Annotated in this window: 18 protein-coding genes; 4 read left to right on the forward strand and 14 right to left on the reverse strand. The window is 31.6% G+C overall.

Annotation, left to right across the window (positions count from 1 at the left end; all coding sequences use genetic code 11):
- Positions 1-18 precede the first annotated feature (18 nt).
- Together KKQ79_RS11290 and porW are read left to right on the forward strand one after the other, a co-directional pair.
- On the forward strand, positions 19-579 hold the full coding sequence (locus KKQ79_RS11290) for a Maf family nucleotide pyrophosphatase (protein ID WP_213190221.1): 561 nt from the start codon (positions 19-21) through the stop codon (positions 577-579).
- A 77-nt stretch (positions 580-656) separates the two neighbouring features.
- Positions 657-3,125 (forward strand): type IX secretion system periplasmic lipoprotein PorW/SprE, encoded by a 2,469-nt coding sequence (gene porW / locus KKQ79_RS11295; protein ID WP_213190222.1) that lies wholly within the window; start codon positions 657-659, stop codon positions 3,123-3,125.
- Between the two features lie 184 nt (positions 3,126-3,309).
- On the opposite strand, the gene tsaB is transcribed toward porW, so the two are convergent.
- The 8 genes from tsaB to KKQ79_RS11335 all read right to left on the reverse strand — a co-directional run bounded on the left by tsaB (position 3,310) and on the right by KKQ79_RS11335 (position 11,512).
- On the reverse strand, positions 3,310-3,981 hold the full coding sequence (gene tsaB, locus KKQ79_RS11300) for a tRNA (adenosine(37)-N6)-threonylcarbamoyltransferase complex dimerization subunit type 1 TsaB (protein WP_213190223.1): 672 nt from the start codon (positions 3,979-3,981) through the stop codon (positions 3,310-3,312).
- An 86-nt stretch (positions 3,982-4,067) separates the two neighbouring features.
- The gene (locus tag KKQ79_RS11305; protein WP_213190224.1) at positions 4,068-4,817 is read right to left on the reverse strand and encodes an SDR family NAD(P)-dependent oxidoreductase; all 750 of its coding nucleotides are present in this window, start codon (positions 4,815-4,817) and stop codon (positions 4,068-4,070) included.
- 93 nt (positions 4,818-4,910) lie between these two features.
- Positions 4,911-5,282, reverse strand: coding sequence for a YraN family protein (locus KKQ79_RS11310; RefSeq protein WP_104793020.1), 372 nt, complete (start codon positions 5,280-5,282; stop codon positions 4,911-4,913).
- A 67-nt stretch (positions 5,283-5,349) separates the two neighbouring features.
- Positions 5,350-6,282, reverse strand: a complete 933-nt coding sequence (locus KKQ79_RS11315) for a S66 peptidase family protein (protein WP_213190225.1) — start codon at positions 6,280-6,282, stop codon at positions 5,350-5,352.
- Complete coding sequence (locus KKQ79_RS11320; protein ID WP_213190226.1) at positions 6,279-6,965, reverse strand: LysE family translocator; 687 nt, start codon at positions 6,963-6,965, stop codon at positions 6,279-6,281. Before KKQ79_RS11320 ends, KKQ79_RS11315 begins: the two co-directional genes overlap by 4 nt.
- 111 nt (positions 6,966-7,076) lie before the next feature.
- A complete protein-coding gene (gene rnr, locus KKQ79_RS11325) occupies positions 7,077-9,224 on the reverse strand; it encodes a ribonuclease R (protein WP_213190227.1) in 2,148 nt (715 codons plus the stop codon).
- A gap of 132 nt (positions 9,225-9,356) precedes the next feature.
- Positions 9,357-11,024, reverse strand: coding sequence for an RNA/DNA-binding domain-containing protein (locus KKQ79_RS11330; RefSeq protein ID WP_213190228.1), 1,668 nt, complete (start codon positions 11,022-11,024; stop codon positions 9,357-9,359).
- A 56-nt stretch (positions 11,025-11,080) separates the two neighbouring features.
- On the reverse strand, positions 11,081-11,512 hold the full coding sequence (locus KKQ79_RS11335) for an RpiB/LacA/LacB family sugar-phosphate isomerase (protein ID WP_104793017.1): 432 nt from the start codon (positions 11,510-11,512) through the stop codon (positions 11,081-11,083).
- Positions 11,513-12,169: 657 nt separating this feature from the next.
- On the opposite strand from KKQ79_RS11335, the gene KKQ79_RS11340 reads away from it, so the two are divergent.
- Entirely contained in the window at positions 12,170-13,360 is a 1,191-nt protein-coding gene (locus tag KKQ79_RS11340) for a phosphoglycerate kinase (protein WP_213190229.1), read from the forward strand.
- A 182-nt stretch (positions 13,361-13,542) separates the two neighbouring features.
- Here KKQ79_RS11340 and KKQ79_RS11345 read toward each other — a convergent pair whose 3' ends face one another.
- From KKQ79_RS11345 to KKQ79_RS11370, 6 genes are all read right to left on the reverse strand, one after another.
- On the reverse strand, positions 13,543-14,361 hold the full coding sequence (locus KKQ79_RS11345) for a class I SAM-dependent methyltransferase (RefSeq protein WP_213190230.1): 819 nt from the start codon (positions 14,359-14,361) through the stop codon (positions 13,543-13,545).
- Positions 14,362-14,431: 70 nt separating this feature from the next.
- Positions 14,432-16,297, reverse strand: coding sequence for a tRNA uridine-5-carboxymethylaminomethyl(34) synthesis enzyme MnmG (mnmG, locus tag KKQ79_RS11350; RefSeq protein ID WP_213190231.1), 1,866 nt, complete (start codon positions 16,295-16,297; stop codon positions 14,432-14,434).
- 192 nt (positions 16,298-16,489) lie between these two features.
- Positions 16,490-16,900, reverse strand: coding sequence for an rRNA maturation RNase YbeY (ybeY, locus tag KKQ79_RS11355; protein ID WP_069799876.1), 411 nt, complete (start codon positions 16,898-16,900; stop codon positions 16,490-16,492).
- Between the two features lie 11 nt (positions 16,901-16,911).
- Positions 16,912-19,068, reverse strand: a complete 2,157-nt coding sequence (locus tag KKQ79_RS11360; RefSeq protein ID WP_213190232.1) for a patatin-like phospholipase family protein — start codon at positions 19,066-19,068, stop codon at positions 16,912-16,914.
- 35 nt (positions 19,069-19,103) lie between these two features.
- Complete coding sequence (locus KKQ79_RS11365; RefSeq protein ID WP_213190233.1) at positions 19,104-21,551, reverse strand: bifunctional UDP-N-acetylmuramoyl-tripeptide:D-alanyl-D-alanine ligase/alanine racemase; 2,448 nt, start codon at positions 21,549-21,551, stop codon at positions 19,104-19,106.
- On the reverse strand, positions 21,551-22,135 hold the full coding sequence (locus tag KKQ79_RS11370; RefSeq protein ID WP_069799881.1) for a thymidine kinase: 585 nt from the start codon (positions 22,133-22,135) through the stop codon (positions 21,551-21,553). The genes KKQ79_RS11365 and KKQ79_RS11370 overlap by 1 nt, the downstream gene beginning before the upstream one ends.
- A gap of 59 nt (positions 22,136-22,194) precedes the next feature.
- Here KKQ79_RS11370 and KKQ79_RS11375 point away from each other — a divergent pair, with 59 nt between their 5' ends.
- Entirely contained in the window at positions 22,195-23,202 is a 1,008-nt protein-coding gene (locus KKQ79_RS11375) for a hypothetical protein (RefSeq protein WP_213190234.1), read from the forward strand.
- Positions 23,203-23,266 lie beyond the last annotated feature (64 nt).

The following is a 23,266-nucleotide window of genomic DNA, read 5'->3' on the forward strand; positions in this document are numbered from 1 at the left end:
TAAAATCTAAAATCGTAAATGAAAATATTACTCGGCTCTAATTCACCCAGAAGAAAAGAACTTTTACAAAGTTTAGGTTTTGATTTTGAGGTGGTTTCTATAAATTGTGACGAAGTTTTTCCAGAAAATTTATCCGTAGAAAATATTGCAGGATACCTTTCGGAACTCAAAGCAGATGCATATCAAAATCTCCAAAAAGATGACGTTTTACTCACTTCTGACACCATTGTCACCTTTGAAGGAAAAGTTCTCGGAAAGCCTAAAAATAGGGAAGAAGTTGTGGAAATGCTTCAACATTTGTCAGGGAAAACTCACCAAGTTTACACCGCTGTTTCTTTTAAAACTGATGAAAAAATCATCACTAAAACAGATGTAGCAGATGTAGAATTTTCAGAAATTACTGACCAAGAAATCAATTTTTACATCGAAAATTATCATCCATTTGACAAAGCAGGAAGCTACGGAATTCAGGAATGGTTAGGCATGGCAAAAATTTCAAAAATCAATGGAAGTTTTTACACGATTATGGGATTGCCAACACATTTGGTTTACGAAACTTTAAAAGATTTAGGTTTCTAAAAAATTCCTTATTTTTACTGAATGTTTTTCGCCTCAATCACAATAAATTGTGGCAATTTCAGTTATTAAAACACTCCATGAAAAAATATATACTTCTCGCTTTAGGTTCTGCAGTTTTTTTGGCTTGTTCGCCAAGAAAAGATGGCTATTTGAACCGTAAATATCAAGGTTTCACCACTTTTTACAATGTTTTGTTCAATGGAGAAGAAGCGCTCAATGCCGAATTGAAACAGCGAGATAAATCTTATCGAGATAATTTTCATGCGCCTTACATTAAATTACTCACTTACGAAGAACAAATTTCTTCTGCTCAAATGGAAAATTTAGGCGTTTCTGATAACGAAGAAGGAGTAGCACCAGAAGATTTTTACAGAGATAACATCGAAACTGGAGCTTCTGTTGCCAATACTGGAGTTAGCACTTTAGAAATCGCAGAAATGAAGGCTCAAAAAGCCATTGAGAAACATTCGATGATGTTTAAGGGCGAAGAAAAAAACAAAACTATTTTTGATGCTTATCTTGTTTTAGCAAAAGCAAGATTATTTCAAAATAAGCCTTTAGAAGCACTTGACGCACTGAATACAGTTCAAAAAATTTATAAAAAAGACAAGAGATTTTCTTTAGCCAAAGTTTACGAAGCCTACACTTACGGAAAAATGAAGGACTATTACCGTGCAGATGAAACCTTCCGTGAACTGAAAGAAAATAAAAAACTCAAAAAATCTGAGAAAAAATTACTCAGTATTTTCTATTCGGAAATGCTTTTAAACGCTGGTAAAAAAGAAGAAGCAGTAACAGAATTAGAAAGTGCCTATAAACTCAATAAAAACAAAAAATTAAGAAGCAGAATTGCTTTTCTTCGTGGACAAATCCTTGCCAATCTTGGAAAAAATGAAGAAGCGAGAGAAAGTTTTGTCACCGCTTATAAAAACGCCAGAAATTTTGAATTTGAAGTAAAATCTCAAGTAGAAATTGCCAAAACTTTCAACGGAAAAGATGATGATTACGAAGGAGCAAAAGAATATTTGGAAAAAATCAGTAAAAAAGGAACCTATGCTTCTAGAAAAAATGAATTTTATTATGCACTAGGTTTAATGGCAAAAAAAGCGGGTAAAAAGGAAGAAGCGCAAGAATTTTTCCAGAAATCTATTAAAGAAAAAATATCAGATCCTCAAGTAAGAGGTTTGGCTTACTATGAAATCGGGAAAAAGTTTTTCGAAGATAATGACTATCTAAGCGCTGGTGTTTATTATGACTCTGCTTATGCTGCGATGAATTATGCCCCTGCAAAAGAAGAACTGAAATCGCTTACCGAAAACATAAAAGACATTTCTAAAAATTATTATCTCATCAAAAAGAACGACAGTATTCTGAAACTGACTAAAATGTCTAATGATGAGCGAATTGCCTTTTTCAACAAACATATTGAAGGCATAAAAGCCAAAGAAGCTAAGGAAGAACTCGAACGTAAAAAAGCAGAAAAAGAAAGCAAAAATAGAGTAGAAACTGTAGATTTTGCCTTGCTAGGAAATACAGATAACAACAATTCTTTCTTGGATTTTAATGGAAGTAAAGGCTTCTATTTTGCAAATCAAGCCAATATTTCTAAAGGCGAAAAAGAATTTAAGCAAATCTGGGGAAATAGAGCGCTTACCGATAATTGGAGAACTTCTACCAAGATGAATTCTATAGAAGATCTTAAAAATGAAGCACTCGGAATTACGGCTGCTCCAGATCCTAGAAGATATGAACCGGATTTCTACATTGAAAAAATTCCGACCAAAACAGAAGAAATTTTAGCACTCAAAAAAGACAGAGATACGGCAAGTCTTGGTTTGGGAAGAATGTACGAGAACTTTTTTTCTAATACTTCTTTAGCCACCAAAACATTGTATGATTTGGTAGATTCTAAGACTGATGAAGAAACAGAATTGCAAGCATTGTATCAAATTTTTTCTATGAATTATGAAAAAAATCCGAGTGCTGCAGAACGTGCGAAACAGTTGATTTTAGAGAAATATCCTTACACTTCTTATGCAGAATTTGTGAAAAATCCTAAGAAAGCAGATTTCACCACGTCTGATTCTGAAGTAGAAAAAATCTATACACAAGCTTTTGCTCTTTACTCCGAAGAAAAATTTGATGATTCTAAAAAATTGATTGAAGAAACTTTACCGAAATATCCAAAAGATGTTTTGGTTCCTAAATTTACCTTGTTGAATGCCTTTAACACAGGAAAAACAGCAGGAAAAGAAATCATGATTCTTCAACTAGAGCAATTAATGCTGAATTATGCGAAAACTCCTGAAGGTATAAAAGCAAAGGAAATGCTTCAATATCTGAAAAGCGATATAAAAGTGGAACAGTTCGATGATAATGGAAATCCTATCTCACCGAAAAATGAACCATCAGTTGCGCCTCAGAATGTGAATTCTAGCACTACAAATCCTGAAAGAATTCAGCAAAATGATTCTAAACAAAGGAATTTGCAAGAAATGCAACAAGATGATCCGTTGCAACCAAAAGATTTAAAACCTAAAAAATAAGCAGTTTTCTCAACTCCAAGTTTAAATTTTCTACACTCTTTAATAGAGTGAGCAAAGTTTTTTTGCTTTGGCGAATGAAAAAGCAAACGCTTAAAAGGCGAATTTATTCGCTTCTTTGCTATCTTAATTTTATACCAATTTTTAAGAAATCTTTGCGTGATAAATAGGAAGGATTGAAGAAAGATTAAGATTTCTTCTTTACCCCGTGGAAATCTTTTAAATAAAACGGCTCGAAATACGCCACGTCTTCAAAATCTTGTCGGTTGAAATTCTCCACGGATTTTTTGATGAGATATTTCGCAGATGGATACACATTTTCATTAAAATCTGCTCCCGAAATTTGTAAAATCTCTTGCGATTTTTTGGCTCCATCTCCTACGAAAAGGATTTTTTTGCCTTCTAATTCTTTGAAAGATTGTTCATCTAAGATTTTTGCTTCTGTCTCCGTCAACATTTCTCCTGAATTTCCATCAAAAACGGCGCAATAAACCTCCATTCTTCTCGCATCGATTAATGGAATGATTACATCATAGTTTTGACCTAAAAACGGCTCTATCATCGTTTCTAGAGAATTGACAGCAATGAGAGGAACTTTCAAACCATAACAAAAACCTTTTGCCGAAGCTGCGCCAATTCTAAGTCCAGTGTAAGAACCTGGACCTTTTCCGAGGGAAACTGCTTCAATGTCTTTCAAAGAAATTTCTGCGCCTTCTAAAGTCCATTCTACAAAAGTGTGTAGCGATTCTGACTGTTTATAGTTTTCTGAAACTTCTTCGCAAAGACATAATAATTCTTCGCCATCAGAAATGGCAACTGAACAGTTTTTAGACGAGGTTTCTATATGGAGGATTTTCATTTTTTGATGTGGTAATTTGAAAATGTGATGATGTGATAATTTTTGCAAAGATAATCAACGAATCATCACATTAACAAATCAACAAATTATTTACGGTGAATCGTTCTCGGTTCTGCTTGTGCTTTTGGATAAATGCATAATTCTGCAATAGAAACTCTTTCTGGTGCATTTACACAATACGAAATCGCATCTGCAATATCTTCTGCTTTCAGTGCTTCATAACCCGCGTAAACTGTTGCAGCACGTTGTTCATCTCCTTTGAATCTTACTTTAGAAAAATCAGTTTCTACAGCACCTGGTTGAATATTAGTGACTTTGATTCCAAATTCTGTAAGCTCTAAACGCATTCCTTCGGAAATAACGTCTACAGCGCGTTTTGATGCACAATACACCACACCATTTGCATACGTTTGTCTCGCAGCAACCGAAGAAATATTGATGATATGACCTGTATTTCTTGCTTTCATGATTTTAATAATCGGTTGAGAAACGTAGAGCAATCCTTTTACATTTCCGTCCATCATCGCATCCCAATCTGCAATATTTCCTTCGGATATCGATTCTAAACCATGAGCATTACCTGCATTATTGACTAAAACATCTATGTTTTTCCATTCTTCTGGAAGTGAATGGATGGCATTTTCTACTTCTTCTTGGTTTCTTACATCAAAAACCAAACTGTACACTTCTGTAATATTGCTTAATTCGATTTGTAATTGCTCTAAAACTTCTTTTCTACGACCACAAATGATCAATCTATGACCTTGTTTAGCAAAAGTTTCTGCGGTAGCTTTTCCAATTCCTGAAGTCGCTCCGGTGATGAATATTGTTTTCATTTTAATATTTTTTTCTCGTGGATTTAGCAAATTATGCTGATTTTATTATTAATTTTAAAAAAATTTCTGCATAATCAGCACAGAATGCGAGAGTTAATTCGCATCAAATGCTTCAAAAGCATCTTCTAAGTGTGAAATTTTAAGTTTTCCTGTTTCGTCTGGAAGGACAGAAATAATATCAAACCTCACTTCTTTGTCTATATTTAGAGATTTTAGGTATTCGTCTGTGGCAGAAACGATGGATTTAATTTTCTTTTTGGTCACCGCTTCATGAGGTTCCATGAAAATATCTGTTCCTCTCGCTTTTACTTCTATCACTACTATTTTCCCATCAAATTCTGTAATGATATCTACTTCTGCTTTTTGAAAACGAAAGTTTTTGGCCAAGATTTTATAGTTTTTTTCGACTAAAAATTGCTCTGCCAATTCTTCTGCGAGTTTGCCAAAATCATTGTGTTCTGCCATAATATTTAAACACAGAGAGCTCCGAGTTTTCACTGTGAACACTGTGAATTCTCTGTTTCAGTGTGGTTTATAAAATTTTTACTAATCCTTTTTCCTCAACTTCCATCTTTACCTTACTTCCTATAATTAAAGGTCTGTTATCAAAAATATGTCCATTTGGAAAACCAAAAAGAGTAGGGAAGTTGTATTTTTTTATTCTTTGAGCAATGATTTCATAGGCAAATTCATCGAAAGGTTCATCATAGTTTTTATTTTCTTTTGCATCGCCCATATTGGTCATTCCGCCGATGATTAAACCTTTTATTTTTCTGAAAACGCCTGCCAAATCTAGACTCATCAACATTCTGTCAAGCGCATAAAAATTCTCGCCAATGTCTTCTATAAAAAGAATTTTATCTTTGAAATCAAATGAATATGGCGTTCCTAAAAGGGCATAAATCAAAGCTAAATTTCCACCAATGAGCACTCCTTCAGTTTTTCCGTTTTTATTAAGTTGATGTTTTTCTACGGAATATTGAATTTTTTTTCCTTCTAAAATTTTGAAAATATCTTCATAGCTTCCTTCAGAAACCCCGAAACTAGCTGTTTTAACGGTTTGTCCGTGAATAGAAGCGAAATTATTTTTCAATAAATAACTGTTAATGACTGTATTATCAGAATAACCAATATACCATTTCGGATTTTCTCTAAATTCTGAAAGTTTGAGATATCTCAATAAATGCTGACAACCGTAACCACCTCTGGAAGCCCAAATTGCTGAAATTTCTGGGTTATTTAAAGCCCAATTTAAATCCTGAATCCTTTCTTTTTCGGTTCCTGAATAATTGTAACCTTTTTCAAATTTTCCTAAAGTATTTTTACCAAGAATAGTTTTGTAACCTTTTGATTTTATCAAATTGATGGTGCTCTGAAGCGATGCTTCTTCCACAAATCCTGCAGGAGAAATAATGGCTATTTGGTCACCTTTTTTTAGATTTTTAGGAAAAATAATATTTTTCATTTTGCTTTTTGGTAGAGGATTTCTTTGCTTTCTGCTTCTTCTAAACGCTTATCAAACTGATTGAATTTTTTATAACTCTGCAGAAAGATGAAAAAACTAAAAATAATAAGAATAATTCCTACGGTTTTTCTGATTTTATTGGCTAAATTTTGGGTCAATTTATAGTGAAATTGCTTGGCTAACAATATTTTGAATAAATCTATCACAAGATAAGTCGCAATCACTAAACTGATGTAGAGTAAGAAATTCTGCAAATCTGGATATTCATTTCTCACCGAAATTACCGTAACTAACCAAAATAAAATAACCCCTACATTCAAAATATTGAACAAGAAACCATTTACAAAGGTTTTGAAATAATTTTGACTGATGATTTTATTCTCATTAGCAACGTGCATTTGAGTTTTGGTAAGCATCATAAAAATTCCGTAAACCAAAATAATAAGCGCTGTAATTCTGTAAAATCCTGGATGTTTGTCTATAAGTTCTACCAAGTCTGCGCTGGCAAAATAAGCAGCTACAATACACAAAATATCTGCAGTAATCACGCCTAAATCTAATGCCAATGCATGACGATGACCTCTACAAAAACTAGTCTCAATCAATAAAAAGAATATTGGTCCTATGAAAACAAGACTCAACATAAATCCTAATCCGATTGCCGAAAGTATAAGTTCAAGCATTTAACAAAGGTAAGAAATAAGTATTTAAAGATTAATATTTTTTAAAACTTTGCTTGTTGTTTAAACTAAAATCTTACAAATTTTAAAGTTACTTCTTAGCGATGAATAGCATTAATCTACCACTTTAAAATCTAATTGTTTAGCCACCAAATTCGCTTTCACAACTTTAATTTTTATAGTGTCTCCCAATTGATAGGTTTTACCTGTTCTCATTCCTACAATAGAATGTGTTTTTGGTTCGTGGAAGTAAGAATCATCCATTAAATCGCGCAATTTAATTAAACCTTCTGCTCCGTTTTCTGGAATTTCTACCCAGAATCCGAAGTCTGCAGTTCCAGAAATCACCCCTTCGAAAACTTCTCCTACATGTTTTTCCATGAATTTTACTTGCATGAATTTAATAGAATCTCTTTCTGCATCTGATGCGAGACGTTCCATATCGCTGCAATGTTTGCAATATTCTTCGTATTCTGCAGCAAAAGGAGATTTACCACCATCTAAATAGTGTTGTAACAAACGGTGCGCGATTAAATCTGGATATCTACGAATAGGAGAGGTAAAGTGCGAGTAATATTCGAATCCTAAACCGTAATGTCCAATAGGATTGGTAGAATAAACTGCTTTACTCATGCTTCGCATGGCAAGAGTTTCAATCATGTTTTCTTCGCCTTTTCCTTTTACATCTCGCAATAAATTATTGAGAGATTCTGCTACTTTTTTAGAATTAGCAAGGTTCATTTTATAACCAAAAGTTCCTACGAATTCTCGCAATGCTTCTAATTTTGTAGGATTAGGATCATCGTGAACTCTATACACAAAAGTATTTCCCGTAGTTTCACCTTTTCTGTTTAATGAAACAAATTCAGATACTTTTCTATTGGCTAAAAGCATGAATTCTTCAATCAAATGATTAGAATCTTTGCTGATTTTAAAATAAACACCAATTGGCTCATTATTTTCGTCTAAATTGAATCTTACTTCACTTCTATCAAACGTAATTGCTCCATTTTTAATTCTATTTTTTCTTAGAATTTTAGCGAGTTTATCTAATACCAGTATTTCTTCTGCCAATTCGCCTGATTTTGTTTCAATTCGTTCTTGCGCTTCTTCATAGGTAAATCTTCTGTCTGAATGAATAACCGTTCTTCCGAACCATTGATTTTGAACTTCAGCTTTGTCATTGAGTTCAAAAACTGCTGAAAATGTGAATTTATCTTCATTGGGACGAAGCGAACAAACATCATTACTCAAAACCTCAGGAAGCATAGGAACAACTCTGTCTACCAAATACACAGAAGTGGCTCTGTTATACGCTTCATCATCTAAAATAGTTCCCGGTCTTACGTAATGCGAAACATCTGCAATGTGAACACCAATTTCCCAGTTTCCATTTTCTAATTTCTGTAAAGAAAGAGCATCATCAAAATCTTTTGCATCTTTTGGGTCAATGGTAAATGTGAGAATTTTACGCATATCTCTGCGTTTTTTCACTTCTGCAGCGGTAATTTTTCTATCAATTTTATCTGCTTCAGCTTCTACTTCTGGTGGAAATTCATAAGGTAAACCATATTCCGCGAGAATAGAGTGGATTTCAGTTTCATGTTCTCCAGGAAGTCCCAAAACTTGGATAATTTCGCCTTCTGGATTTTTAGAATTCGCATCCCAATTCAGCATTTTTACTACTACTTTTTCGCCATCTTTAGCGCCGTTTATTTTATTTTTCGGGATAAAGAAGTCGTTGTTGATTTGTTTTTTGTCAATGACTACAAATCCAAAATCTTTATGCGGAACGAACTGAAAAGTTCCTACAAAAGTATCATTTGCACGTTCTAGAACTTCTAAAACAGAACCTTCTAGTTTTTTACCTTTAAAATGATAAGTTACGATAAGAACAGTGTCTCCTTGCAATGCATCTTTTACATTTTTTTGATGAATAAAAACATCATCTTCTACTCCTTCTACTTTTACATACGCATTTCCATTGGCTGCAAAATCGATAACTCCTGTTAACGTATCGGTAATTTGAAGGTTTACAATATATTTATTCTTCTCCGTTTCCTTAATTTTATCTTCGGCTTTCAATTTATGAAGTGCCTGAATAACGAGTTCTCTTTGTCTAGGATTTTTATATTCTATTCCGTCTGCAATCTGTTTGTAATTGTAGATTTTAGACGCTTTTTTATTCATAAAACGCAGAATGAGCTTCCCAATATCGCGAAGTTTCTGGTCTTGTTTTTGTGATTTATGTTGTTGTTTCATTTTTTTAAATTGTTATTTTGAATAATTCTAAATAAATGGTTTTTTGTTTTTATTTTATTGTATATCAGTAATATATATTTTATTATTTTTCAAACTTGTCTAAATATATATCTAAAAGATGACTAAACTTATCTAATCTTTTTTGATTTCCCAAGTTGCATACTCTCTACTTACTATTTTACCCTCTTTTCCTAATGCAAAAAGAAAGTTTCTAATTTTATCTTTTTTCTGTTTCTTTGATAATACTTCTGAAAGCTTTGGAATAACTAAATTATCAATCTCGCTTCTTTTTACTTTTTCAGATTTTGCTATATATTCTAAAATTAACTTTTTATAATAATCATTATCAAAACTTTTATTCCTTACATACTCTGCAAGTAATTCTTTGTTCCCCGTTTTTTTAATCAAATCATGAGATAAGAAAATTCCATTTCTTCTTCCTTCAATGAATTTTTTGCTCCTTAAATATTTAAGTTCATCTAAAGAAAGTTGTACTTGTTTTTGAACTTTATCAAGAAGGATTATATCTTCTAAAGTAATTTCAGGATTATTAATTAAAATTTTAGCAAACTCTTCATTAATAACCTTTCCTGTAATAGTGACTTTTACTTTATTTTCAGAAAGATTATACTCTGGCAAAGGAAAAAATCTTTGTTTTTGGAAATTAAAAACTTTGCGTATTCCTCCTCCTTGAGTTTCAATCATACCAAGATTTCTCATTGCTTCCACAAGAAAAGGATTTCTATAATTTTCTTCAGGAGAATCGTGTAAAACTACATCTTCAACTGATTTTGGGATAAATCTTCCATAATTAGTAAATACCAAATGATCATCTTCAAATTCTATAACATTAATTCGAGATTTTTCAGAATAATCTTGATGAGCTATAGCATTATTTAGAGGCTCTCTAATTACAAAAGGATCATATCTTAATACTTCATCAGGAAAAAGTGTCCCTTCTTTTAAATATCTGTATTTAAGATTTCTTATTTTTTTATAAACTTCATCTACAGAAAGAATAAAAGGAATGTGGAATATCTCAAAATCTTTATCCTGATTATCAATTGTTTTAAGATTCCATCTTATTTTAACTGCTGAATCTAAAAAATGTTCTTCTTCTTGTTTACCTAATAGAATAAAGCAAGCACGAGTAATTTTCCCTCTTATAGTAAGTATAGCCTTATTTAGAAATTTAGCATTATCCCAACTCTCAATTTCTTCAGAATATTTAGGATTTCTTTTTACAAACTCTATTCTAGCTTTTTTTATTGCTTCTTCATCTAAATCATTTATTGTAGCATCTTCAATAATTACTTTAGTCCAATCTTCTTTATTAAAATTCTCATTTAAAATAGTATCAAGTCTTTCATTAGTCATTCTCACCAAAGAATCGCCTATTCTTTGCCAAGCTTTCTTATGTGCATAAACTGGCAAGCGAAAAGAATGTTTAGGTACTTTTACAATCCAAACTATTTTTTTTGTATCAGAAGTAATATATTCACTTATTTCTAAATTTTCCGAAGAAAGGTTTATACAATTTTTTACAAGAGTAAGTTTAATATTTTCACTATTATAGCTATGTAAATTTTGTATTCCTACAATTTCAAATGTCTTATCCTCTATTCCTATTACAATATGTCCTCCTTCCATATTAGAAAAAGCAGAAACATAAGAAACCAAATCGTCGCCTTCACTTCCATTAATAGAATTTTTTAAGTTCTTATATTCTTTCCAATCACAATTTTCATTTTCTTTTGGAAAATTCTCTTTCAAAAAGGATTTTAACTCTAATTCGGTCATTATTAAATTTTCTTACTAATTTAAATAAAAATCTCCAACTTTCGTCGGAGATGGTTTTATTTACAAGTGATTTTATCAACTCTGTTCTGATGTCTTCCTCCTTCGAAATCCGTGGTGAGAAATTTCTCTATAATTTCTAGCGCCAATTCTTTGGCAATAAATCTGGCAGGCATTGCAACCATATTACAATTATTATGTTGGCGAGATAATTCTGCAATTTCTGGCATCCAAGCTAGAGCACATCTTATTCCTTGGTGTTTATTAGCACTTAATTGTACACCTTGTCCGCTTCCACAAAATAAAATTCCAAATTCACAATCTCCGTTTTCTACAGCACTTGCAGCAGGATGTACAAAATCTGGATAATCTACAGAATCTAAACCATGGGTTCCAAAATCTACCAATTCATATTTTCCTTCTAATTGTTTCTTTGCAAATTCCTTGTATTCATAGCCTGCGTGATCTGCGGCGATTGCTATTTTTTTCATTTTATTCTTATTATTTCTACAAAATTAACACTTTAAATGTGAATTGTGGATTAAATTTTAAAATCGATTTTTTAAATGAGCTTTAAAATCAAGTGTTTAAGAAAATCTCAGCAAATTACTTTCAATTGTATTATCCTAATTTACAGTAATTTAAGAGAATGTTACACAATTATTAACAGAATGTTAATTACTATGTTTAAAACTTCTGCTAAATAAAATAAAAAGGTAAAGAATTTTTGTGTAATAGAAAAAATCTTGCAAGATTATAGATTTTGTTTATCTATTTTTTTGAGGTCAAATTATTTAGTTTTTCCATAACATGTTTTTCAATATATGCATGAAATAAGAGATATTAACAATTGTTAGTAAACTTATTATTTATTTGATTATTAATCTTTTATAATATGGAAAACTTATGAATTGCAGTACAACTCTTTCCGTAAAAAAATTAGAAAATAGTTTTCCCCAATATTCACAACTACAACAATAGTATTCATTTCTTTTTTTATTAAAAAGAAGAAAATATGTTAGAAAATGTTTTTCGTCAGTTTGTGGAAATTTTTCTCAGGATTTTTCTTTTTGCCATTTTAGAAATCTTAAATTTGTAAAGCTTTAAAAAAAGCAGAATAATCTAAAAACTTTAAAAAGAAAAAATTTATGAAAACCATTAATGATATCAGTTTCGCTGGAAAAAAAGCATTAATTAGAGTAGATTTCAATGTACCTCAAGATGAAAATAAAAAAGTAACGGATAATACCAGAATAGTTGCTGCTAAACCTACGATTGATAAAATCTTAAATGATGGAGGTTCTGTAATTATCATGACGCATCTTGGTAGACCAAAAGGTAAAGTAAATCCAGAGTTTTCTCTTTCTCAGATAGTAGATGAAGTGTCTAAAGTATTAGGTAAAGAAGTGAAATTTGCTTCTGATTGTATAGGAGAAGTAGCGGAAAAAGCTGCTGCAGAGCTTCAACCAGGAGAAATTTTATTGTTAGAAAACCTTAGATTTTATAATGAAGAAGAAGCTGGAGATGAAGAATTTGCAGGAAAATTAGCAAAATTAGGTGATGTTTATGTAAATGATGCTTTTGGTACGGCTCACAGAGCACATGCTTCTACTGCTGTAATTGCTAAATTTTTCCCATCAACTAAATTTTTCGGTTTATTGATGGCTAAAGAATTAGAAGCGATTGATAAAGTATTAGGAAGTGGAGAAAAACCAGTAACTGCTATTTTGGGTGGTTCAAAAGTTTCTACTAAGATTACTATTATCGAAAATATTTTGCCAGCTGTAGATAATTTAATTATCGGAGGTGGAATGTCTTTTACTTTTATTAAAGCTTTAGGCGGAAATATCGGAACTTCTTTATTAGAGGCTGATAAAATGGATTTGGCTTTAGAAATTTTAGAAAAAGCTAAATTAAATAATGTAAAAGTTTTCTTACCTGTAGACGTAATTGCTGCAGATGAATTTAATAATGATGCACATAGAGAAGAGGTAGATATTTATCACATTCCAGAAAATATGATGGGAATGGATGCAGGTTCTAAAACTAGAGAAATCTTCCATGATGTGATTATGAATTCTAGAACTATTCTTTGGAACGGACCGATTGGAGTTTTTGAAATGGAGAATTTCTCAGCCGGAACTAAAGCCTTAGGAGACAGTATAGACGAAGCTACACAATTAGGAGCTTTCTCTTTAGTTGGTGGAGGTGATTCTGTTGCTTTTGTTAAACAAAACGGATATGCAGATAAAGTTTCGTATGTTTCAACAGGAGGAGGTGCTATGTTAGAATCTTTAGAAGGTTTAGAACTTCCAGGAGTTGCTGCGATTAATAATTAAAAAATTTTGATTTAAACTTTATCTAAGTTTAAAGGTTTAAAAAAAATCTTCAGAAATTTTTCTGAAGATTTTTTTTATTTTATAATAGAAAGAATTTTTTAAAGTATAAAATTTCCAAAAACTAGAATTTTTATCAAAATAGCTGAAAATTGACTTTCAGAAATAGCTTAAAAATCGATTTTCTAGATTTTTTTGATAATATATAACAAACTTGAAAATTCGCCGTTTTTTGATGCTTTTATGTTAGAAATTGCTCCAAGAATTCCTCCACAAATCCAAAAAAGTGGATTTTTCTTATATTTTTCACTCAAAATAGAAATGTAATAAGAATCGAGTAGGAGAGGTTTTATTTTTTCTAATTTCCAATTTTCGGTGTTGAAAAATTTTTCCATTCCTTTTTTTGAGAAATGAAAAATATGACGAGGTACATCATAAGCTGCCCAAAAATCTTTATAATATTTTGCATCGTAACAAGTACAATTGGGAACCGCAATTATTAAATGACCGTTTGATTTTAATTTGTCATAAAATAATGAGAGTATCTCAGTCTGATTTTCTATATGTTCGAAAACATGCCAAAGCGTAATAACATCTAAACTACCATTTTCTATTTCATTTAAGTTTTCTATAAATTTTGTTTTGGTAGTTTTTTGCTTGGCAAAATTTCTGGCAGCGTCACTTGGTTCATATCCCAAAGTTTGAACATCATTTTCTATATGTTTCAAAAATTCACCCGCGCCGCAACCATAATCTAGAACTTTAGCATTTTCAAAACTTACAGAAGAAAGAATATTTCTTTTATAATTTAAATTAAAAGATTGAGCAAATTTGTAAATTTTTTCTTTTAAAGAATTAGAATCTTGGTGATGAGAAATGTAATCTTTACTCTCATAATATTTACCTAAATTTTCTGGAATAGGGTAGGTTTTAAAAATTCCTTCTATTTCGGTTTCTTTAATTTCAAAAATTTCTTTGCTTAAAAAATGATCTTTTATTTTCATGTTTAATTTGCTAAGTCCAATCTAAATTTATTACAAATTTCCAAAATGTTTCACGTGAAACATTTTACTTTTATCTTCCTAAATAAATAAGCAATACATTAATATCTGCTGGAGAAACTCCAGAAATCCTTCCGGCTTGCGCAATGGTTTTAGGTTGAATTTTATTGAGCTTTTGTTTTGCTTCAGCGGAAAGAGATGAAATTTTAGAATAATCAAAATCTTCTGGAATTCTAATGGTTTCTAATCTTTGTAATTTGGCTACATTATCTCTTTCTTTTTCTATATATCCTTTATACTTGATGTTGATTTCTGCCTGTTCTTTTTGTTCTTCATTATACTGTTCTACTTTTTCTTTGATGAAATCAATTGCAGTTAATTTTTCTAAAGATAGGTTAGGTCTTGTAAGGATTTGAGCTGCTCTGTACGCTTGGTCTACAGGTGAACTTTCATTAGCTTCTAGGATAGGATTGATAATACCAGGCTTTAAAGAAGTTTCTCTCAGAAATTCTTCTAATTCCGAAGATTTAGCCACTTTTTCTTCCATATTTTTGAGTCTTTCTTCTTTAGCTAGACCAATATTGAAAGCTTTTTCTGTAAGTCTAATATCAGCATTATCTTGTCTTAAAAGCAGTCTGTATTCTGCTCTAGAAGTAAACATTCTGTATGGTTCTTCGGTTCCTTTGGTAATTAAATCATCTATTAAAACTCCGATATATGCCTCGTCTCTGCTAAGTATGAATTCATCTTTTTCGTGAACTTTATTATGAGCATTAATTCCTGCCATTAAACCTTGTCCTGCAGCTTCTTCGTAACCAGTAGTTCCATTAATTTGACCAGCAAAATAAAGATTTTCTATCAATTTAGTTTCCAAAGTATGCTTTAATTGAGTAGGAGGGAAGTAATCATATTCTATAGCATAACCAGGTCTGAAAATTTTAGCTTTTTCAAAGCCAGGAACATGGTGTAAAGCTTTTAATTGCACATCTTCTGGCAGCGAAGAACTGAAACCATTTACATAAACTTCTACGGTATTCCAACCTTCAGGTTCTGCAAATAATTGATGACGATTTCTTTCTGCAAAACGATTGATTTTATCTTCAATACTTGGGCAATATCTTGGTCCAATACTTTGGATAGTACCATTAAACATTGGAGATTTATCAAATCCAGTTCTTAGAATTTCGTGAACGGTATCATTGGTATAAGTAATGTAGCAACTGCGCTGTTTCGTTAATTTAGGAGTGTCTAAATAACTGAATTTTTGAGGATTTTTGTCTCCAGCTTGTTCTTCCATTTTAGAATAATCAAGGCTTCTTCCGTCTACACGAACTGGTGTTCCTGTCTTCATTCTACCAGCTTCAAAGCCTAAATCTACCAATTGTTCGGTAATTCCATAAGCTTTTGGTTCTCCCATTCTTCCTCCTCCTAACTGTTTATCACCAACGTGAATGAGTCCATTTAGGAAAGTTCCATTGGTTAAAACCACAGATTTTCCTTTGATTTCTATACCTAAAGAAGTAATTACGCCTTCTACTTTGCCATTATTGATAATTAAAGATTTCACCATATCCTGAAAAAAGTCAAGATTTGGGGTATTTTCTAGAACATATCTCCATTCTTCTGCGAATTTCATTCTATCATTTTGTGTTCTTGGAGACCACATTGCTGGACCTTTTGAAAGGTTGAGCATTTTGAATTGAATAGCAGATTTATCTGCTACTATTCCGCTAAAACCACCCATTGCATCTATTTCTCTTACAATTTGTCCTTTTGCAATACCACCCATTGCTGGATTACAAGACATTTGTCCGATGGTTTGCATATTCATGGTAATAAGCATGGTTTTAGAACCAAGATTAGCAGCAGCAGCAGCAGCTTCGCAACCAGCGTGACCAGCTCCCACTACGATTACATCATATGTTTCGTTAAATAACATTTATATCTATTTATAAATTTTCTATTTTTTTTTTTTTTTTTTTCAAATGTTTCACGTGAAACATTGTATAAATTTTCTACCAATTACGGAGTGTAACTAGCCCCGATTGCAACGGTTACCCCGCAACAAGCATTTGATTTAGCTTAGGAGTGAGGAGTAAAAGTGGAAAGCGGGAATAGCTTCTAAAAATCTTTATTCTGTTTTTAATGACAAATAAAAATCTTCTTTTGCTCGCATTGTTTTTTGTTCTTCTTCGGTTTTATCTTTATAACCACAAAGGTGAAGAATACCGTGTGCAATTACTCTTTTCTTTTCTTCTTCGTAATTTTTTGAAATAAGACTAGCATTGTCCTTAATTCGCTGCAAAGATACAAAAATCTCTCCTGAAATGGTTTTTCCACGAACTTGGTCGAAAGTAATGATGTCTGTATAATAATCATGGTCTAGAAAATCTTGATTGATTTTGAGCAAATATTCATCATCACAGAAAATATAATTGATTTCTCCGAGTTTTTTTCCTTCGGAAACAATGATATTTTCGATCCAATTTTTAAGATTTTCGTCTATATTTTCGTCTATATTTTCGTAAAAAAAGTGTATCATTAATTTATTTTTTAGAACCAGTGACCAAGAACTACAGTGAAAATTCCAGGTTTAGATTTAAAGGCGTGACTGTAATTAAGTTTCACCTGACCAAATGGCGAGTCGTATCCTAGTGTAATTGCGGCTGAATTATATTTCAAATCAAGAAATTTAGAATCATCAAAGTTTTCAAAAATATTGGCTGAATTAATTCCTGCAATCACATAAAAATTTCTGTAAAAATTAAATTGGAAGTTATTAGAAACCGTAAAAATATTATTTCCTTTTTCTTCACCAAGGTTATACCCATTAAATCTTACAAAATTAACGATTCTTTGGTCAAAAATTCCTCCTAAATGATATTGGTAAAAATCATTAACAGGATTAATAGAAATTCCATAAAAAGTAGACAAACGATAAGTTAGCCATTTGGTGATAGGAAAATTTCCTCGTAAATCTGCTTTGATTTGAAAGGCTCTTTTATTCTGTTCGTCATCAAAAATATTGTAAATTTTGGCTTCTAAATTGGTATAAAATCCTCTTTTTGCGAAAGATTTACTGTCTTGATTATCCGCTCTCATAAACATGAAAGGGTTGAAATAATTCCCGAATTTTTCATCATTGGTAATAATTTCTGTAGTAGAAAAATTATCATGACTTAAACCTAGACCAAAAGCAAATTTGTCTTTCCAAATAGATTGAATAAATGCTTCATTTCTGTACCAATTCCATTTACTAACAGCATTTCCGTCTGCATTTTCTGTATCAAAGCTCATTCCAGAAGCATAAAAGCCAAATCCTGGAATATAGCCGTTATCAATGAAATAATTGATGTAATACCTAGGTTTGTCCCCGAAAACACCATCTATAGAGATATTAGAGTTCTTAAAAATAAGTCTTTTAATGGTAATATTGGCCAATAAACCAGATTTGAAAATCTCATCATAATGCAAACCGAATTTTAAGAAAAATCTAGTGTCGTCTTCACTTACATTCAGTTTTAGAATATTTCTGTTATCTCGTTGAATAATATCGTAATTGATAATTTTATAGTTGTTAGTAGCGTAGAGTTTATCTACCATTTTATTAATCTTTCCATAGGTTTGTACCGATGGAATCAGGAGGTTCATCTTTCCTTGAACGTAATATTTGCTGTAAATTTTATTATTTTCTAATTCTAATGCATCAATTTTATAGATATTAGAATAAATAGGATTGATAGGAATTCTAAGATATTCGTAGCCTTTTTTAGGAAGTTTATCAAAAAATTCTACATATTTCATCGCTTCTGTGTAGCCAGATTTTAGAATTTTGGCTTTATCATCAAAACTGGTTACTCCTAAACCTTCAAGATTAGGCTTGATATTTACATCTGTAAATTTTAATTGATTCTTAGTCTCTTCTACAATCCCAAAATCAATGATTTGATTCAAAATATCTACAATACTGTTAATTTTATTCCTTTTATTAAGTCCTTGATTTAAATCTACACCGATTACAATGTCTATTCCCTTCTTCTTTAGAAATTCTGAAGGATAATTCACCGTCATTGCTCCGTCTACATAAATACTATCGCCTATTTTCACAGGATCCATCAATGATGGAAATGCAGAACTTGCCAAAATAGATTCTGAGAGATCTCCGTTTTCAAAAATTTTGATTTTTCCAGTTTCTAAATTGGTCGCTACACACATGAAAGGTATTGGTAACTTACTGAAATCGTTTATGTTAGATACATTTTTGAATAATTCTTTGAGCAAGTATAGATTTTTTTGACCAGAAGAAATAGAAGTGGGAAGTGTAGCTTTTCCATTTTTTATGGGAACTTTTAGTAGATATTTATCAACGGATTTATTGAAAAAAGAACTTTCGGCGCGGTTATTTTGATTAGAAATCAAATTATAAAAATCGGTGTCTAAAATAATTTTTTCAATGTCTTTTCCGGTGTAACCAGAAGCGTATAAACCGCCTACAATTGCTCCCATACTAGTTCCAGAGATGTAATCTACTTTTACACCGAGAGAATCCAGCACTTTTAGAACGCCTACATGCGCAAATCCTTTTGCTCCGCCTCCAGAAAGTGATAATCCAATTTTAGGATTTTTGGGAATTTTTAGATTTTCTTTCACTTGAGCATTTGCATGTAAAGTAAAGAAAATCAATAATATATAAAATATTAATTTTTTCATTTGTAAGTAATATTTGGGTGTTTTGGTGTGGTGTTTTAATCTTTTATGTAGATTCTTTTGACTCTTCTAGAAATAGAAGTAAGAACTTCATAAGGAATGGTTTGGCAATATCCAGAGAATTCTTCCAAAGTAGGATTACCGTTAAAAATAATCACTTCATCTCCTTCTTTGGCTTTAATATTCTGTAAATCAAACATTAACATATCCATGCAAATATTTCCTACGATGGATACTTTTTGGTTTTGAATGCCTACAAATCCTTTTTTATTGCCAATTAGTCTAGGAATTCCGTCTGCATAACCTACAGGAATGGTAGCAATTCTGGTGTCTTTTTCTGCCTTGTATTTTCTGTTGTAACCAATTGAATCTCCTTGTTTTACCTCAGAAATTTGTGAAATTACGGTTTTAAAAGTTACAGCACTTTGTAATTGTTTTTTCACTTTTGGATTAGCAGAAATTCCTACCATTCCTATTCCAATTCTTACCATTTCAAACTGATAATCAGAATAATAGGTAATTCCAGCAGTATTTAAAATGTGTCTGATGGGTTGATAACCCAAAGCTTCAGAAATTTTAGAAGAAACTCTTTGGAACGTGTGAATTTGCTCCATCGTGTAATCATCTTCTTCGGGAACGTCTGCAGAAGAAAGATGGCTAAAAATACTGGCAACTTTTACATTGTATTTTTTAAGATTTTCTACCAATTTATCTATTTCATGTTCTTTAAAACCAAGACGATGCATCCCAGTTTCTACCTTGATATGAATAGGATATTTCTGCTGAATTCCCTTTAATTGCAATTGGTTAGCAAAAAGTTCTAATACTCTTAAACTGTAAATTTCAGGTTCGAGATTATAATCTATGATTACATCATAACTGCCTTGTTCAGGATTCATGACCAAAATGGGTGTAGTGATTCCATTTTTTCTAAGGTCTACTCCTTCATCTGCGTATGCAACTCCCAGATAATCAATGTGATGATGTTGTAGAAACTCTGCAATTTCATAACCGCCAAGTCCATAAGAATAGGCTTTTACCATCGCACACATTTTGGTTTCTGGTTTTAGCAATGACTTATGAACATTGATATTATGCAGAATGGCATTCAGATTTATTTCTAAAACAGTATCGTGTTTTTGAAGTTCTAAATGTGATTTTATTTTCTCAAATTCAAAAATTCTTGCTCCTTTCAGCAGAATCAGTTGATTTTCAATGGAATTGAGCTGTTGGCTTTCTAATAATTCTTTTGTGGTAGAAAAAGTATATGTTTTAGCATTAAATTTTTCTTGAAATCTAGAAATTTGATTGCCAACTAAAAATATCTGTTTGAAATTTTGCTGATTGGTAATTTCTGCCACTTTATGATAAAGCGATACATCATCATTTTTTACATCAAAAATATCCGAAAGAACTAAGGTTTTTTCGTCTCTATTATACTGATTAATAAACTGATATGCAATAATGAGCGAGTCTAAATCTAAGTTAAAAGAGTCATTGATAATCAAATTATTACGAACTCCATTTACACTTTCTAAGCGCATTTCTACCGCTTTAAGATTGTTGATTTTTTCAACTATTTTTTCGTTGGTAAAACCAAATTCTTTTAAAATACAAATTACAGCCAAAGCATTGGTCAATGTAGCTTCGTCTCTCTGATTGGCAGGAAAACTCAATTTTTCTGAGAAATACTGAACTAAAATTTCTTGACTTCTGTCTTTATAATCACAGATTATTTTTACATCATTATGAGCTTTTAGACCAAAGCTAATGAGTTTTTTATCAGAATACAGCGTTTTTATTTCTTCACAAACTTGCTTACTATCAACATTATAGATAATAATTTCTGAATTTTTAAAAAGAATCAGTTTTTCTTTAATCAACTGAAGTTCATTTTCGAAATTAGAAGAGTGCGCAGTTCCAATATGAGTCAAAATTCCAATTTTAGGAGAAAAAATTTCTTCTAAAGTCTTCATTTCTTGTGGTTTAGAAATTCCCACTTCGAAAATTCCTACTTGATGTTTTTCCGAAGTTTGCAATAGAGAAATCGGTAAACCAATCTGTGAGTTGAAACTTTTTGGGGATTTCACGGTGGGGAATTCATTCCATAAACATTGGTATAACCATTCTTTCACGATGGTTTTTCCGTTACTTCCCGTAATTCCTATGGTTTTAATAGGATGATTTTCAATATGATAGTGTGCTAAATCTTGTAAAAATTTTACAGAATTTTCTACAATAATCCATGTAATTCCATCGTATTCTGGATAAAAATTTTCAGAAATAATGACTTTAATTCCTTTTTCTATCGCTTGCGAAATGTATTTCTCACCAGAATTTTTGTGAGTATTGATGGCGATAAAAGCAGTTTTGAGGGTAGAATAAATATTTCTGCTGTCAAAAGCAATATGTTGAATTTGCAGATTTTTATCTCCAATGATTTGAGATTGAGTAATTTCTGCTATTTCTTTTGTGGTGTAATTCATTATTTTTTATTCAAAACTTCGTCTATGAAAATTCTTCTACTTACTGCTTCGTAACTATCGGTTTCCCCAAGTTGTACTAAGTCTTTGCTGCTAGAAGTTCTCATAGAATAGTTGGCCAAGTTTCCTGTGGTTTTACAAATGGCGTGCACTTTAGTCACGTATTCTGCGGTTGCCATTAAAAAAGGCATCGGTCCGAAAGGTCTTCCTAAGAAATCCATATCTAGACCGGCAATTACTACTCGTATTCCGTTATTAGCCAATTGATTAGCTACTTCTACAATTCCATCATCGAAAAACTGTGCTTCATCTATTCCTACCACATCACAAGTAGAACCCAGGAGTAAAATTTCGTTTGAACTTTCTACAGGAGTACTTCTAATTTTGTTGTGATTATGAGAAACAACTTCTTCCTCATCATAGCGAGTATCTATTTTCGGTTTGAAAATTTCTACTTTTTGTCCAGCCATTTCAGCTCTGCGCAATCTGCGAATTAGTTCTTCGGTTTTCCCCGAAAACATTGAGCCACAAATTACTTCCATCCATCCACTTTGTTTTGCGTGGTTTATTGTATTTTCTAAAAACATTGTCTAAATTAGCAGATATAAATAAGTTTCAAATTTACGCAAAAATTAAAAGATTTGCCATGCAAAAATTACAAGAAACACAAGAAAGATTATTCGCTGAAATTAAAGAATTGATTTCAAAGATTTCATCTTTTTCAAATGAAGAAGATTTTATAGCAGAAGTAGGAGTTTTCACAGAACTTCAGGAAAAGGTTATTTCTTTGAAAAATTATTCAGAGATGCTTTCTGTTATTCGTGCTGAAGAAAATGTAGAACAAGATATTGAAAGACAGGTGATAAACTTTGAAATTGATACTAAAAAAGTAGATGATTTCAGTCAACCAATTGTAGAAATTGAAGAAGAACTAAAAGAGGAATTTGCAGTTGACGAAAATGCTGTGGCAGAAAAACTTGACGAAGAATATTTTATTGAAAAAGAACAGAATATCAATGAATTAGCTGAAAATATAGAAAAAGAAAAAGAGCAAGAAATTTCTGAAATTACTTTGGCTAAAGAAGAAATGGAGAAAAAAGATGAAGAAGAAAGACTTCATGAGGAAAGAAGAAAAATTATAGATATTCCTGCTCCTGTTCATCATCACGAAGAAAAATCTGAGCCATCTTCTGAAGAAAAATCTGCGAGCCAAGAAGAATCTCATCACGAAACCAAAGAACATCACGAGAAAAAATTCAAATTGGCACATATTAAAGGACTGAAAGCTACTGTTCAAAGCCTTTTTGATGATGATCCTTTAGAACATATTCAAGAAAAAATAGACGTTACTCATCTTCCAGAAGAGAAAAAAGCACCGAGTTTATTGAAAACTAATCTTCCTACAGATTATATGCAAGCCGAAAAAACACTTCCAGATTTTAAGTTAGATATTAATGATAGAATTGCTTTTACCAAAGTTCTTTTTAACGGAAGTCAGGTAGAACTGAATCAAGTGGTGAATCGACTGAATTCTTATGCTACTCTAGAACAAGCGAAGGAATATCTCAGCGAAGTTTATTATGAAAAAGGCTGGGAAAATGTAGACGAATATGCACAAAGACTGTGGAGTTTAGTAGAAAATAAATTTATGTAAAATTGGCTGTCTGTTGAAGGTTGTTAGTTGATAGAAGAATTCCAACAACCATCAACCATTAACC

This window comes from Cloacibacterium caeni (assembly GCF_907163125.1).
GTDB classification, from domain to species: domain Bacteria; phylum Bacteroidota; class Bacteroidia; order Flavobacteriales; family Weeksellaceae; genus Cloacibacterium; species Cloacibacterium caeni_B.